This is a genomic window from Pannonibacter sp. XCT-53 (assembly GCF_009915765.1).
Classification (GTDB): Bacteria; Pseudomonadota; Alphaproteobacteria; order Rhizobiales; family Stappiaceae; genus Pannonibacter; species Pannonibacter tanglangensis.
Genome location: NZ_JAABLQ010000001.1, coordinates 1259982 through 1273965, shown reverse-complemented (window position 1 = coordinate 1273965; position 13984 = coordinate 1259982). Strand labels below are relative to the sequence as shown.

The window sequence follows — 13984 nt, the reverse complement described above, 5'->3', positions numbered from 1 at the left end:
CCCAAAACAAACAGACACAGGCCTTGCGGCTCAGAAGAATTCGAGACTGACGCGGAACATCTGCTCCACCTGGCGCACGCGATTGGCCATCGCGAAGATGACGATGCGGTCGCGGGCCTGGATCTGCATGTCGCCGTTCGGCATCAGCACCTTGCCCGAGCGGAACACCGCCCCGACGCGAATGCCGTCCGGCAGGTCGATGTCGCGCAGCGGCCGCCCGACCAGCGGCGACGTCTCCAGCGCCTCCGCCTCGATGACTTCCGCCGCCCCGTTCTGCAGCGAGTGGACGCCCCGGATGCGGCCGCGGCGGACATGCTGCAGGATGCGGGAGATCGTCACCGTGCGCGGGCTGATGTAGGCATCGATCCCCAGCACGCTGGCAAAGGCGGGATAGCTCGGGTTGTTGAGCAGAGACAGGTTGCGGCGGCAGCCCATCTTCTTGGCCATGACGCAGGAGAGGATGTTGACCTCGTCGTCATTGGTCAGCGCGACCATCGTGTCGGCCGTGGCCACATCCGCTTCCTCGAGGATCGCCTGGTCCAGCGCCGACCCGTGCAGGATGACGGACCGCTTCAGCTCGTTGGCAATGCCGACGGCGCGCTCGCGCGAGGATTCGATCACCTTGATGCGGGTCTTGGACTGGCGCTGCTCCAGCGCCTTGGCGACGTAGAGCCCGATGTTGCCGCCGCCGGCAATGACCACCCGGTTGGCCTCGGGCTCCTCGTGCCCGAAGATGCCGAGGGTGCGGCGCACCTGGTCGCGGCGGGCCACCACATAGGCCAGATCGTCCACGAGCAGCTGGTCGGAGCTCTTGGGCACGAACAGCTTGCCGTTCCGGAACACGCCGACGACGACGGCACCGAGATCGGGGAACAGGTCGGTCAGCTGCCGCAGCGGCGTGTCCACCACGGGGCAGTCTTCCTCGCAGACGATGCCGACCATCACCACCTGGTCGTCGGCAAAGCGCACCGTCTCGGCCGCTCCCGGCAGCGACAGGCGGCGCAGCACCATGTCGCCCACCTCGATTTCCGGCGAGATGATGACGTCGATCGGCAGATGCTCGCGCGAGAACAGGTTGCGCCAGCGCCCCTGCAGGTAGCTCTGCGAGCGCACGCGCGCGACCTTGGTCGGCACGTTGAACAGGGAATGGGCCACCTGGCAGGCGACCATGTTCACCTCGTCATAGAGCGTGACGGCGATGATCATGTCGGCCTGATCGGCGCCGGCCTGGGCCAGCACGTCCGGCTGGGCGCCGTTGCCGACAAAGCCGCGCACGTCGAGCTGGTCACTGATCGCGTTGACCAGATGCGGAGAGGTGTCGATGACCGACACGTCGTTCTGCTCGGCCGCCAATCTCTCGGCAATGCCGTAGCCGACCTGCCCTGCCCCGCAAATGACGACCTTCATCGGCCCGAACTCCGGATAGACTCAACGACGCATGACCGCGCTCACGATAGCCCTAGCGACTTCAGCTTGCGATGCAAGGCCGAACGTTCCATTCCAACGAATTCGGCCGTGCGCGAGATGTTGCCGCCGAAGCGCTTGATCTGGGCCTGCAGGTAGTCCCGCTCGAAGATCTCGCGCGCCTCGCGCAAGGGGACGGACATCAGGTGGTCGCCGCCGCCGTTGGACGGCAGGTTCGGCAGCATGGCGCCCACTTCCGCAGGCAGAAGGTCGGCGGTGATCACCGCTTCCGCATCGCCCCGCGTCAGGATCATGAGCCGTTCCACGTTGTTGCGCAGCTGCCGGATGTTGCCGGGCCAGTCGTGGGTCTGCAGCACCGCCATGGCATCGTCGCCGATGCGACGCATCGGCAGGCCGGCGCTGGCCGAGATCTGCTCCATGAAATGGCGCACCAGCACGGGAATGTCCTCGCGGCGCTCGGCAAGGCCGGGCACCCGGAGCGGCACCACGCTCAGCCGGTGATAGAGATCCTCGCGGAAGGTGCCGCTGGCGATCTCGCTCTCGAGGTTGCGCGCCGTGGAGGACAGGATGCGGATGTCGACCTGGACGCGCGTCGCCCCTCCGACACGGGTGAAGGTCTGGTCCACCAGCACGCGCAGGATCTTGCCCTGCGTCTCGCGCGGCATGTCGGCCACCTCGTCGAGATAGAGCGTGCCGCCATGGGCCTCCTCAAGCGCCCCGATCTTGCGCAGGTTGCCCTTCTCGTCCTCGACGCCGAACAGCTCCTCCTCCATCCGCTCCGGCGTGATGGTGGCGGCATTGAGCGCCACGAAGGGTCCGCGCGCCCGCGGCGACAGCTCGTGGATCATGCGCGCGGCCAGCTCCTTGCCGGCCCCCGAGGGACCGGAAATCAGGATGCGGCTGTTGGTGCCGGCGATCCGCTCCACGGTCTGGCGCAACTGGTTGATGGCATTGGATTCGCCGATCAGCCGGGCCGTGTCGCCGCTGCGCTGCTTGAGCTCGCGGATCTCGCGCCGCAGGCTGGAGGCCTCCAGGGCACGCTCGGTGATGAGCAGCAACCGGTCCGCCTTGAACGGCTTCTCGATGTAGTCATAGGCGCCGCGCTTGATTGCGGATACGGCAGTCTCGACATTGCCATGGCCGGAGATGATCACCACCGGCAGGTCCTTGTCCTGCGCCTTGATCTCGTCGAGCAGCGCCAGTCCGTCGAGCCGGCTGCCCTGCAGCCAGATGTCGAGCACGACCAGCGACGGCCGCCGCTCCTTGATCGCCGCCAGCGCCGTGTCGCTGTCCGACGCCGTCCGCGTTCCGTAGCCTTCGTCGTCGAGAATGCCCGCGATCATCTCGCGGATGTCGGTCTCGTCGTCCACGATCAGGATGTCATACGCCATGGCCGGTCACTTCTTCTTGCCTGATGTCCTGGTTGGGCGAAGCTGCAGCTGCCTCTGCCGCTGGGTCTTGCGGTCCGATGATCAGCCGGACCATCGCCCCGCTCTCTCCCGGACCGAGGTCGGGCGCATCGAGAAGCTCGATGCCGCCGCCGTGGTCCTCCATGATCTTGCGCACGATGGCAAGACCGAGCCCGGTGCCCTTCTCCCGGGTGGTCATGTAGGGCTCCAGCAGCCGTTGCCGGTTCTCCGTCGGCAGCCCGACGCCGTTGTCGATCACGTCAATCACCTGCCGCTCGCCTTCGGCGCGCAGGACGATGCGGATGCGGCCTTTCGGCAGGTCCGAGCCCGCGCGCCCCGACACGGCCTCGGCCGCATTCTTGATCACGTTGGTCAGCGCCTGGCCGATCAGTCGCTGGTCGACAAAGCCCTCGATCGGACCATCGGGCAGTTCGGTGCGGATCTCGATGTCCGGATTGCCGACCGTCTGCAGAAAGGCTGCTTCCCGCACCATGTTGCGCAGGTCCGCGCGCGCCTTGGTGGGCTTGCGCATGCGGGCGAAGGACGAGAACTCGTCGACCATCTGGCCGATGTCGCCGACCTGGCGGATGATCGTGTCGATGCACTGGTCGAACACGGAGCGGTCGTCCTCGACCTTCTTGCCGTAGCGGCGGCGGATGCGCTCGGCCGAGAGCTGGATCGGGGTGAGCGGGTTCTTGATCTCGTGCGCGATGCGCCGGGCCACGTCGGCCCAGGCGGAGTTGCGCTGCGCCGAGACGAGATCCGTGATGTCGTCGAGCGTCACCACATAGCCGTGCTCGCGCCGGGTCGACTGCTCCGTGGTGATGCGGACGTTGACGGTCCGCTCCCGGCCGCCGCGTACCAGCGTGATCTGGGTTTCCTTGAACCGCTCGCTTTCCTTCTGGATGGCCAGCGCGACGCAGTCCGCAAGCTCCGGGATCACCTCGGCGATCGGCCGGTCAAGCGCATCGCTTTCCTCGATCTGCAGCAGGGCGCGGGCCGAGCGGTTGACCAGCGTGATGGCACCCTCGTCGTCGATGCCGATGACCGAGGCCGTGACGCCGGACAGCACCGCCTCGGTGAAGCGGCGGCGGCGGTCGATCTGTTCGTTGGCCGCCAGCAGCGCGTCGCGCTGGCCGCGCAGCTGGCCGGTCATGTTGTTGAAGGTGGCGCCGAGATTGGCGAGATCGCCTTCGGACTTCTCGGTCACCACCTCGACATAGAGATTGCCCTTCGACACCTGGTCGGCAGCCGAGATGAGGCGGCGGATCGGGGCGACAAGCCGGCTGGAAAAGCCGAAGCCGATCCAGATCGCCGACAGGAGCAGGATCAGCGCGACGCCCAGATAGATCAGCGCGAAGGCCACCTGGGCGCCAAACCGCGTCTCCTCCATCTTGGTGTATTCGGTGGCGCCCTCCTCCGCCAGACGCAGGTATTCCGTCACGCGCGGGTCCATCCCGCGGGTGACATAGAGATACATGCCGTCGAACGACTGCAGCTTCATCACGCCGCCGACGAGGTTCGAGGTGCCCGGCGCGATCAGGACCGGTTCCCCTCCGTCGGCCTTGGGATAGATGTCGGAGGGCGGCAGCAGGATGTTGGCGCGCGGATCCAGCACGACACGGGTGATGACGGTGCCATCGCCCTTCATCACGAAGGCGGCCAGCAGGCCGCGCAGCTGGGCCTGCGCGGTGAAGAAGGAATCGAACCGGGAGGGCTCGTAGTCGTAGATGCCCCGCGCCCGGTCCACGTCGCTGGCCATGGCGGTCAGGTCGGCGCGCAGCACATGCGCGTGTTCCTGCAGATAGGCCTGGGCGACGGTGAGCGCGTTGTCGATGATCTGGCGGGTGCGCTGCTCGAACCAGCGGTCCAGCCCCTGGTCGAGCGTGATCGTGGCCACGACCGCCATCAGCAGCGCCGGAACGGCGGCGATGAGGCTGAACATCGCCACGATGCGCACATGCAGCCGCGCGGCCGCCCGCCCCCGGCGACGGGCCTGCAGCAGCTTGGCGATTTCCCAGAGGATGGCGACGACAAGGCCGCTGGCGAGCAGGCCATTGACCAGCATCGACAGCTTCACGACCTGTTGCGTCGGCTCGATCGGCGTCGCACCGGTCAGCACCATGAAGGTGACACCGATGGAGGCCAGCGACAGGATCATCACGGCAAGGCCGATGCGCCGGCCCAACCGGCCACGCGGGCCCTGATCCACATCCGCGCGCGGATCCCGTTCCAGTATCATCCCGTCCCTGAAGTTGGTGGTGACATCGCACAGGCTGGCGGCCGCCGGCATGGATCCGGCGGCCATGCGCGACATGGTTACCACACATTGTTGCCAAATTGCGACAGGATTGCGGCCAAGCCCGGGGCCTGCCGGTTCGGCATCCGGTGCACTACGGAGCCGCTGTTGCATTGCAACCACTGCGCCCGGGCCGCATAAATCTCGCGGGAGCCTAGGGATTTTCGAGGATGGGACGATGACGGGACGCGGACGGGCGATTGCCGTCGCCATCGTGGCGCTGGCGGCTGTGCTGGCTGGCGGCTGGTTCTGGTGGCAGGGGCGCACGGCCCTGCCGGAGGGGCTGGCCACGGCCAACGGGCGAATCGAGGCCGAGACGGTCCAGATCGCCAGCAAGACCGGCGGGCGGGTTCTGGAGGTTCTGGTGGCCGAGGGCGATCTGGTGCGCACCGGACAGGTGCTGGCGCGGGTCGATACCTCCGAGCTGGAGGCCATGAAGCGCGGGGCCGCCGCCCAGGAAGCGGCCGCGCGCGAGGCCGTCAACACGGTGCTGGCGCAGATCGTCCAGCGCGAGAGCGAGCTGAAATACGCAGACCAGGCGCTGGAGCGCGCGCGCACGCTGCTCGGCAACGGCCATATCTCGCAGCAGGAGGTCGATCAGCGCCAGACGGCGCGCGAGACCGCCGCCGCCGCCCTTGCCGCCACCCGCGCGCAGCTGGCGAATGCCGAGAACACCGTGCTGGCCAGTGCGGCAGAGGTCGGCCGCATCGTCACCCTGATCGATGACAGCACGCTGACCGCCCCGATTGCCGGGCGCGTCCAGTACCGGCTGGCCGAGCCGGGCGAGGTGATCGGCGCCGGTGGCCGCGTGCTGACGCTGCTCAATCTCGGCGATGTCTACATGACCGTCTTCCTGCCCACCGGCAGCGTCGGACGCGTGCTGATCGGGGCCGAGGCCCGGATCGTGCTGGACGCCGCACCGGAATTCGTCATTCCCGCCACGGTCTCCTTCGTTGCGGCCGACGCCCAGTTCACCCCGCGCGAGGTGGAAACCCGGTCGGAGCGCGACAAGCTGATGTTCCGCGTCAAGCTGAAGATCGACCCGGCGCTCCTCGCCCGGCACATCGACAAGGTCCGCACCGGCCTGCCCGGCGAGGCCTATGTGATGATGGCCCCGCCCGTCGCCTGGCCGGCCGCGCTCGAGGTCCGCCTGCCCCCGGCCCCGTGAGGCGATGATGATCCTGCAGCCGCCCGCAAGCCCGATCGCACGGCCGGATGTGCCACAGGCCGGGGTCGCCCGTCTGGAGGCCGTCAGCCACCGGTACGGCAAGGTCGTCGCGCTCGATGCGATCTCGCTCGAGCTCCCGGCAGGGCGCACGATGGGCCTGATCGGCCCCGACGGCGTGGGCAAGTCCACCCTGCTCGCCCTGCTGTCCGGCGCCCGCCGGATCCAGAGCGGGACCGTGACCGCGCTCGGGGCTGACCTGTCGCGGCCGCGCGACAGGCGCAAGGTCCTGCCGCGCATCGCCTACATGCCGCAAGGGCTCGGCAAGAACCTCTACATGGACCTGACGGTGGCCGAAAACCTGGAGTTCTTCGGCCGTCTGTTCGGACAGGACCGGCCGGAACGCCAGCGGCGGATCAGCGACCTGACACAGGCAACCGGACTGTTTTCCTTTCTCGACCGGCCGGCAGGAAAACTGTCCGGGGGCATGAAGCAGAAGCTCGGGCTGTGCTGCGCCCTGATCCATGACCCCGATCTCCTGATCCTCGACGAGCCGACCACCGGCGTCGATCCGCTGTCTCGCCGCCAGTTCTGGACGCTGATCGAGACCATCCGCGCGGACCGGCCGGGCATGAGCGTGATCGTGGCGACCGCCTACATGGACGAGGCCGAGCGGTTCGAGCATCTGGTTGCCCTGCATGCCGGGCGGATCCTGGCCGAGGGCACGGCGGCGGACCTGAAGGCGCAAGGCCGGGGCGCAACGCTCGAGGAGGCCTTCGTCAACCTCCTGCCGGATCGCAGCGGACGCCCGCATGCGACGCTGGTGGTGCCGCCCTTCACCGACGGCGACGCGGCGCCGGCCATCATGGCCCGCGATCTGGTGCAACGCTTCGGCACCTTCACGGCCGTCGATCACGTCAGTTTCGAGATCCGCAGGGGCGAGATCTTCGGGTTTCTGGGGTCGAACGGCTGCGGCAAGTCGACAACGATGAAGATGCTGACGGGCCTTCTGCCGCCGACGGAAGGCGAGGCTTTCCTGTTCGGCGAAAAGGTCAACGCGGCCAATCTGGAGAGCCGCAAGCGGGTCGGCTACATGTCGCAGGCCTTCTCGCTCTATGGCGAGCTGACCGTGCGCCAGAACCTGATACTGCACGCGCAGCTCTTCCACATGCCGGCCGCCGAGGTGCCGGCCCGTGTCGCGGAGCTGCTCGACCGCTTTCGTCTCGGAGAGCATGCCGACACGTTGCCAGAGGCGTTGCCGCTGGGGGTGCGCCAGCGCCTGTCGCTGGCTGTCGCCATCGTGCACCGGCCGGATGTGCTCATCCTCGACGAGCCGACGTCGGGCGTCGATCCGGTGGCGCGCGATGAGTTCTGGCAGTTGCTCGTCGATCTCGCGCGCAAGGACCGGGTGACGATCTTCCTGTCGACGCATTTCATGAACGAGGGCGAACGCTGCGACCGCATCTCGCTGATGCACGCCGGCAAGGTCCTGGCCTGCGACACGCCGCAGAACCTCATCCGCGACCATGGAGCGGCCACGCTGGAGGATGCCTTCATCGCCTGCCTCGAGGCGGCACGTCCGGAGGAACAGGCAGCCGAGGCGGGAAGGGCCGCAGGCGCAGCAGATCCGGACACGACAACGGCGCACACGGCCGAGGCGACCGCAACGGCCACCGCCCCTGCCCGCAAGCGCCGGGCGCCGTTTCCGGTCCTGTCGCGCCGCCGCCTGATGGCCTATTCGCTGCGCGAGGCCAAGGAGCTGCGCCGCGATCCCGTTCGCCTCGCCGTCGCCCTGCTCGGCACCATGATCCTGATGCTGGTGTTCGGCTACGGCATCACCACGGATGTCAACGAGCTGACCTATGCCGTTCTGGACCAGGACCAGACACGCGAGAGCCGGCAATATGCCGAGAGCTTTTCCGGCTCGCGCTACTTTGCCGAGCAGGCGCCGATCCGGTCCGAGGCGGAGATCCTGCCGCGCCTCAGGTCCGGCGACATCTCGCTCGCCATCGAGATCCCGCCCGGCTTCGGCAAGGCCCTGCTCCGAGGCGAGACGCCTCAGATCGCGGCCACCATCGACGGGGCGATGCCCTTCCGGGCCGAGACCATCGCCGGCTATGTCGAGGGGCTGAACCGGGCTTATCTGGTCGAGCGTTACCGCCAGATCCATGGCGAGGCCCCGCCCGCCGGCGTCGCAGTGATCGAGCCGCGCTTCCGCTACAATCAGGACTTCAAGAGCATCAACGCCATGGCACCCTCCGTCATGGCGCTGCTCCTGGTCTTCATCCCGGCCATCCTGACGGCCGTCAGCGTGGTGCGCGAGAAGGAACTGGGCTCGATCACCAATCTCTATGTCACGCCGGTGACGAGCCTCGAGTTCCTCATCGGCAAGCAGCTCCCTTATGTCCTGGTCGCACTGGTCAACTTCCTGCTGATGACCGCCATGGCGGTGCTGGTCTTCGGCGTGGCGCTCAAGGGCAGCTTCGCCGCCCTCTGCCTCGGCGCGGTGCTCTATGTCTGCGCCACCACCGCCATCGGTCTCCTGTTTTCCACCTTCACCTCGACGCAAGTGGCCGCGATCTTCGGCACCGCGATCGGAACCGTCCTCCCGGCGGTGCAGTTTTCCGGCATGATGCAGCCGGTCGCCTCCCTGGAGGGCGGCGGGGCCATGATCGGGGCGATCTACCCGACCGCCCATTTCATGACCATCGCGGTGGGCACCTTCACCAAGGGCCTGGGGATCGGCGACCTGTCGGCAAGTTTCCTGGCGCTGCTGCCCGCTGCCCCGCTGGTGCTCGTTGCCTGCGTCCTGCTGCTGCCGAAACAGGAGCGCTGAGCCTTGCGCCGTCTCGTCACCATCTACCGGCTGGGCCTCAAGGAAATCCTGTCGCTGTGGCGCGATCCGGTGCTGCTGATCCTGATCCTCTGGGCCTTTACCGGCGGCGTCTACATGGCCGCCGAGGGCATGAAGAGCGATCTCAACAACGTCTCCATCGCAGTGGTGGACGAGGACCGCTCGCAGCTGTCGCTGCAGCTGGTCGAGGCGCTGCGACCGCCGGAATTCCTGACCCCGGTCCGCATCTCCTTCGGCGAGATCGATCGCGCGCTCGACGGCAACACCTTTTCCTTCGTGCTGGTGATCCCGGCGCGGTTCGAGGCCGACGTCAGGGCCGGCAAGACCCCGGCACTGCAGCTCGACATCGACGCCACCGCCATGATGCAGGCCGGGATCGGGACCAACTTCATCGCCAACGCGCTGGGTCAGGAGCTGAACCGCTTTGCCGCAAGCCTTGGCCTGGCGCAGGACAGGCCGCTCGACCTGGTGCTGCGCTATGCCTTCAACCCCAACCTGACCGGCGCCTGGTTTTCCTCGGTGATGGAGATCATCAACAACATCACCATGCTGACCGTGGTTCTGACCGGTGCGGCCGTCATCCGCGAGCGCGAGCACGGCACGCTGGAACATCTCCTGGCAATGCCGCTGACGCCCTTCGAGATCATGATGGCCAAGGTCTGGGCCAACGGACTGGTGATCGTCGCCGTCGTCGCCTTTTCACTCTGGATTGTCGTCGAGGGGCTGTTGAAGGTGCCGGTGGCGGGCTCGATCCCGCTGTTTCTTGCCGGAACCGTGCTCTACCTGTTCTTTGCCTCGGCCCTCGGCATCCTGCTCGGCACCGTCGCCCGTTCGATGCCGCAATTCGGACTGCTGTTCATCCTGATCGTGCTGCCGATGAACCTCCTGTCCGGTGGCGAGACCCCGCTCGAAAGCCAGCCGGAAGCCCTGCAGATGATCATGAGCCTGGTGCCCTCGACCCAGTTCGTGGCGATGGCACAGGCGGTGCTCTACCGGGGGGCCGGCGTGACGATCATCTGGCCGAAGCTCGTGATGATCACCCTCGTCGGCCTGACGCTGTTCACCCTCGCCGCCGCCCGCTTCCGCCGGTCCATCGCCGCCGCCCGCTGAGGGGCGACGGCGCGGTGCCTTGCGGCGTCAGCGGCTGGCGCGCAGCACCTGGACGTCGAGGTCGCGGATCTTCTTGCGCAGCGTGTTGCGGTTGACGCCAAGGAGTTCGGCCGCCTTGATCTGGTTGCCGCGCGTGGCTGCAAGAGCCGCGCCGATCAGGGGATACTCGATCTCCCGCAGGATGCGGTGATAGAGGCCCGGGGGCGGCAGCGCGTCACCGTAATTGGCGAAATAGCCGTTGAGATAGCGCTCGACCGACTGGCCGAGGTTGATCTCCCCCGACTGGTCCTCCGCTGCCTGCGAGGCCACCGGCGTCGACAGCTCCTGCTCCAGCAGCGCCTCGCCGATCACATCCTGCGGATAAAGGGCGGCGAGCCGGCGGACGAGGTTTTCCAGCTCGCGCACGTTGCCCGGCCAGCGGTAGCGGCGCAACAGGTTCATGGCGGCCGCGTCGATCTGCTTGGCCGGCAGGCCTTCCTTCTCGGCCAGCGCGAAGAAGTGGCGCACCAGATCCGGAATGTCCTCGACGCGTTCGCGCAGCGGCGGAAGGCGAATCGGCACCACGTTCAGGCGGAAGAACAGGTCTTCGCGGAACAGGCCCTGGTTGATCGCCTGGCGCAGGTCCTTGTGGGTGGCCGCGACGATCCGCACGTCGGTCTTGATCGGGGTGCGGCCGCCGACGGTGGTGTATTCGCCCTGCTGCAGCACGCGCAGGAGCCGGGTCTGGGCTTCCATCGGCATGTCGCCGATTTCGTCGAGGAACAGCGTGCCGCCGTCCGCCTGCTCGAACCGCCCCGAGGAACGGGCCTGCGCGCCGGTGAAGGCGCCCTTCTCGTGGCCGAACAGCTCGGCCTCGATCAGGTCGCGCGGGATCGCGGCCATGTTGATGGCGACGAACGGCCCGTTGCGGCGCTTGCCATAGTCATGCAGCGCGCGGGCGACCAGCTCCTTGCCGGTGCCGCTCTCGCCGTTGATCATGACGGTCAGGTCCGTCTGCATCAGGCGGGCCAGCACGCGGTAGATCTCCTGCATGGCCGGCGAGCGGCCGACCAGCGGGATGTTCTCGCCCATGTCCTCGGTCTCGACCGGACGGCGTTGCTTGGGCTCCTCCAGCGCGCGGGCGATGATGCTGGTGAGTTCTTTCAGGTCGAAGGGCTTGGGAAGATATTCATAAGCCCCCTTCTCCGACGCCCGGATGGCGGTCATGAAGGTGTTCTGGGCGCTCATGACGATGACCGGCAGGTCGGGCCGGAGCTTCTTGATGCGCGGCAGCACGTCGAAGATGTTCTCGTCCGGCATGACCACATCGGTGACCACGAGATCGCCGTCGCCGGAACTGACCCAGCGCCACAGGGTGGCAGCGTTGGAGGTGAGGCGCACCGTGTAGCCGGCCCGGGACAGGGCCTGGTTCAGCACCGTGCGGATTGCTGCGTCGTCGTCAGCAACGAGAATGGTCCCGGTCGGCATGGTCACGCGGTCCTGTCGCTGGAGGAGGTTTCGGGTTCGATGAAGGCAGGCATGAGGATGCGGAACACCGTGCGGCGCGGCACGCTCTCGCATTCGATCACCCCGCCATGATCGCTGATCATCTTGGCCACCAGCGCCAGGCCGAGGCCGGAGCCGTTGGTCTTGGTGGTGATGAAGGGCTCGAAGATGTGCGGCATCAGGTCTTCCGGCACGCCGGGGCCGTTGTCCTTGACGCAGAATTCCAGCGGCAGGCTGACCTTGTCGCTGGTGCCGGGCACCGACAGGCGCACGCCGGGCCGGAAGGCGGTGGTGATGCGGATCTCGCCGTCCGGATCATTGCCGATGGCTTCGCTGGCGTTCTTGACGAGGTTCAGGAACACCTGCACCAGCTGGTCACGGTTGGCAAAGACGAAGGGCAGCGAGGGATCGTAATCCTCGACGATGCGCTTGCCGCGGGCAAAGCCGCTGTCGGCGAGCCGCTTCACGTGGTCGAGAACCACATGGATATTGACCGGCTCGCGCTCGATCGGCCGCTCGTCGGAGAAGACCTCCATCCGGTCGACGAGTTTCACGATCCGGTCGGTCTCGTCCATGATCAGACGGGTCAGCGCCCGGTCGTCCTCGCTGGCGGACTGCTCCAGGAGCTGTGCCGCGCCGCGAATGCCGGAGAGCGGGTTCTTGATCTCGTGCGCCAGCATGGCGGCGAGGCCCGTGACGGTGCGCGCGGCGCCGCGCGAGGTGAGCTGGCGGTCGATCTTCTCCGCCATGGTGCGTTCCTGGAACATCAGCACCACCGCACCCGGCCGGTCGGACACGGGCGCGGCATGGATGTCGACGACCCGGTCGGAGCCGATGCGCGGCGAGCCGATGTCCACCTTGTACTCGTTCACCGGAGCCCCCCGGTCACGCACCTGCTCGATGAGGGTGAGCAGCGGGCTGCCGAAGGGCACGAAATAGCTGATCGGATGGCGCCGCAGCACCGATACGGAGGACCGCAGGAAAATCTCGGCCGCCATGTTGGCCGCCTCGATCACCCCGTCCGGGGCCACCAGCAGCACCGGATGCGGCAGGGCATCGAGAATGGTCGGGCCATCCGTGGTCAGGGCAGCCGTCCGGCCGTCCTGGGATCTGGGCGCAGGCGTCGTCATGCGGCGCTCCTTGAGGGCTGCGAGGAAAACCAGGACCGCGCCAGATCCCGCACCCGGGCCGGACTGTCGCTGGTCATCATCTCGGCGCGCAGGGCGCCGGGCACGTTGTCGGTCTGGTCGAGATACCAGCCCAGATGCTTGCGGGCGATGCGCCGGCCAAGCTCCAGTCCGTAGAGCGAGAGCAGCGCGTCATAATGCTCGAGCGCGAGGTCGGCGAGCGCTGCCCCTTCGGGTGCCGATGGCACAGGCGTGCCATTGAGATGGGCACCGATCTGACCGGGCAGCCAGGGCCGGCCATAGGAGCCGCGCCCCACCATCACGCCGGCAGCCCCCGATTGCGCCAGCATGTCCCCGGCGGCCGCGATGGACACGCAGTCGCCGTTGGCGATCACGGGAATGGTGACGGCCTCGACGACGGCGCGGATCGCCTTCCAGTCGGCCTCGCCCTTGTAGAACTGGTTGCGCGTGCGGCCGTGCACCGTGACGAGCTGGACACCGGCATTCTCGGCCCGGCGGGCAAGATCGGGTGCGTTCAGGCAGTCCCGGTCCCAGCCCAGCCGCATCTTCAGCGTCACCGGCACCTTGACCGCCTGCACGGTTGCCTCGATCAGCGTCAGGGCATGGTCGAGATCGCGCATCAGCGCCGAACCGGAATAGCCGGTGGTCACACGCTTGGCCGGGCAGCCCATGTTGATGTCGATGATGTCGGCCCCCGCATCCTCGGCGATGCGGGCCGCCTCGCCCATCCAGTGGGCCTCGCGGCCGGCGAGCTGCACCACATGCAGGTCGAGCCCCTCGCCTTCCGCCCGGGTCCGGGTTTCGGCATCCCCCTCCACCAGGCTCTCGCAGGCAACCATCTCCGACACGACCACGCCGGCACCGAATCGGGCGGCAAGTCGCCGGAACGGCAGATCGGACACGCCCGACATGGGGGCCAGAAACGCGCGGTTGGCCAGCGTGTGCGGGCCGATCGCCAGCGGCGTGTCAGGAAGAGAGGTGGGGTTTGTGCTCATATCGTGTGCAGGTTTCTTTCTGCCTACAGACTAGTCATTTTTTGCGCTGCGGCAAGCGGCAAGTTGCCCCGATCGGGTCGCGCGGCAAATAACC

At 67.4% G+C, this 13984-nt stretch carries 9 protein-coding genes; 3 read left to right on the top strand and 6 right to left on the bottom strand.

The features are described from left to right. Positions 1 to 30 precede the first annotated feature (30 nt). The 3 genes from trkA to GWI72_RS05845 are packed head-to-tail and all read right to left on the bottom strand — an operon-like array spanning position 31 to position 5076. Complete coding sequence (gene trkA, locus GWI72_RS05855) at positions 31 to 1407, bottom strand: Trk system potassium transporter TrkA (protein ID WP_161672820.1); 1377 nt, start codon at positions 1405 to 1407, stop codon at positions 31 to 33. Positions 1408 to 1448: 41 nt separating this feature from the next. Next, the gene (ntrX, locus tag GWI72_RS05850; RefSeq protein WP_161672818.1) at positions 1449 to 2816 is read right to left on the bottom strand and encodes a nitrogen assimilation response regulator NtrX; all 1368 of its coding nucleotides are present in this window, start codon (positions 2814 to 2816) and stop codon (positions 1449 to 1451) included. Continuing rightward, on the bottom strand, positions 2806 to 5076 hold the full coding sequence (locus GWI72_RS05845; protein WP_161674588.1) for a sensor histidine kinase: 2271 nt from the start codon (positions 5074 to 5076) through the stop codon (positions 2806 to 2808). The genes ntrX and GWI72_RS05845 overlap by 11 nt, the downstream gene beginning before the upstream one ends. A gap of 235 nt (positions 5077 to 5311) precedes the next feature. Here GWI72_RS05845 and GWI72_RS05840 point away from each other — a divergent pair, with 235 nt between their 5' ends. Genes GWI72_RS05840 through GWI72_RS05830 form a run of 3 tightly spaced genes read left to right on the top strand, consistent with a single transcriptional unit; the run spans position 5312 to position 10262 of the window. Beyond that, positions 5312 to 6301: an HlyD family secretion protein gene (locus GWI72_RS05840; protein ID WP_161708109.1), complete on the top strand. Its 990-nt coding sequence runs from the start codon at positions 5312 to 5314 to the stop codon at positions 6299 to 6301. Between the two features lie 7 nt (positions 6302 to 6308). Then, positions 6309 to 9134 (top strand): ribosome-associated ATPase/putative transporter RbbA, encoded by a 2826-nt coding sequence (rbbA, locus tag GWI72_RS05835; RefSeq protein WP_161708108.1) that lies wholly within the window; start codon positions 6309 to 6311, stop codon positions 9132 to 9134. A 3-nt stretch (positions 9135 to 9137) separates the two neighbouring features. Continuing rightward, complete coding sequence (locus GWI72_RS05830) at positions 9138 to 10262, top strand: ABC transporter permease (protein ID WP_161708107.1); 1125 nt, start codon at positions 9138 to 9140, stop codon at positions 10260 to 10262. A gap of 27 nt (positions 10263 to 10289) precedes the next feature. Here GWI72_RS05830 and ntrC read toward each other — a convergent pair whose 3' ends face one another. From ntrC to dusB, 3 genes are read right to left on the bottom strand one after another with little or no spacing between them, the layout of a single operon-like run. Next, entirely contained in the window at positions 10290 to 11729 is a 1440-nt protein-coding gene (gene ntrC, locus GWI72_RS05825; RefSeq protein WP_161672810.1) for a nitrogen regulation protein NR(I), read from the bottom strand. Positions 11730 to 11731: 2 nt separating this feature from the next. Further along, positions 11732 to 12877 (bottom strand): two-component system sensor histidine kinase NtrB, encoded by a 1146-nt coding sequence (locus tag GWI72_RS05820; RefSeq protein ID WP_208995655.1) that lies wholly within the window; start codon positions 12875 to 12877, stop codon positions 11732 to 11734. Further along, a complete protein-coding gene (gene dusB, locus GWI72_RS05815; protein ID WP_161672808.1) occupies positions 12874 to 13890 on the bottom strand; it encodes a tRNA dihydrouridine synthase DusB in 1017 nt (338 codons plus the stop codon). The genes GWI72_RS05820 and dusB overlap by 4 nt, the downstream gene beginning before the upstream one ends. Positions 13891 to 13984: the final 94 nt, after the last annotated feature.

Coding starts and splice junctions, on each gene's coding strand:
- GWI72_RS05840 (WP_161708109.1), top strand. CDS start 5,312: ATGACGGGACGCGGACGGGCGATTGCCGTCGCCATCGTGGCGCTGGCG.
- GWI72_RS05845 (WP_161674588.1), bottom strand. CDS start 5,076: ATGATACTGGAACGGGATCCGCGCGCGGATGTGGATCAGGGCCCGCGT.
- trkA (WP_161672820.1), bottom strand. CDS start 1,407: ATGAAGGTCGTCATTTGCGGGGCAGGGCAGGTCGGCTACGGCATTGCC.
- ntrC (WP_161672810.1), bottom strand. CDS start 11,729: ATGCCGACCGGGACCATTCTCGTTGCTGACGACGACGCAGCAATCCGC.
- GWI72_RS05820 (WP_208995655.1), bottom strand. CDS start 12,877: ATGACGACGCCTGCGCCCAGATCCCAGGACGGCCGGACGGCTGCCCTG.
- dusB (WP_161672808.1), bottom strand. CDS start 13,890: ATGAGCACAAACCCCACCTCTCTTCCTGACACGCCGCTGGCGATCGGC.
- ntrX (WP_161672818.1), bottom strand. CDS start 2,816: ATGGCGTATGACATCCTGATCGTGGACGACGAGACCGACATCCGCGAG.
- rbbA (WP_161708108.1), top strand. CDS start 6,309: ATGATCCTGCAGCCGCCCGCAAGCCCGATCGCACGGCCGGATGTGCCA.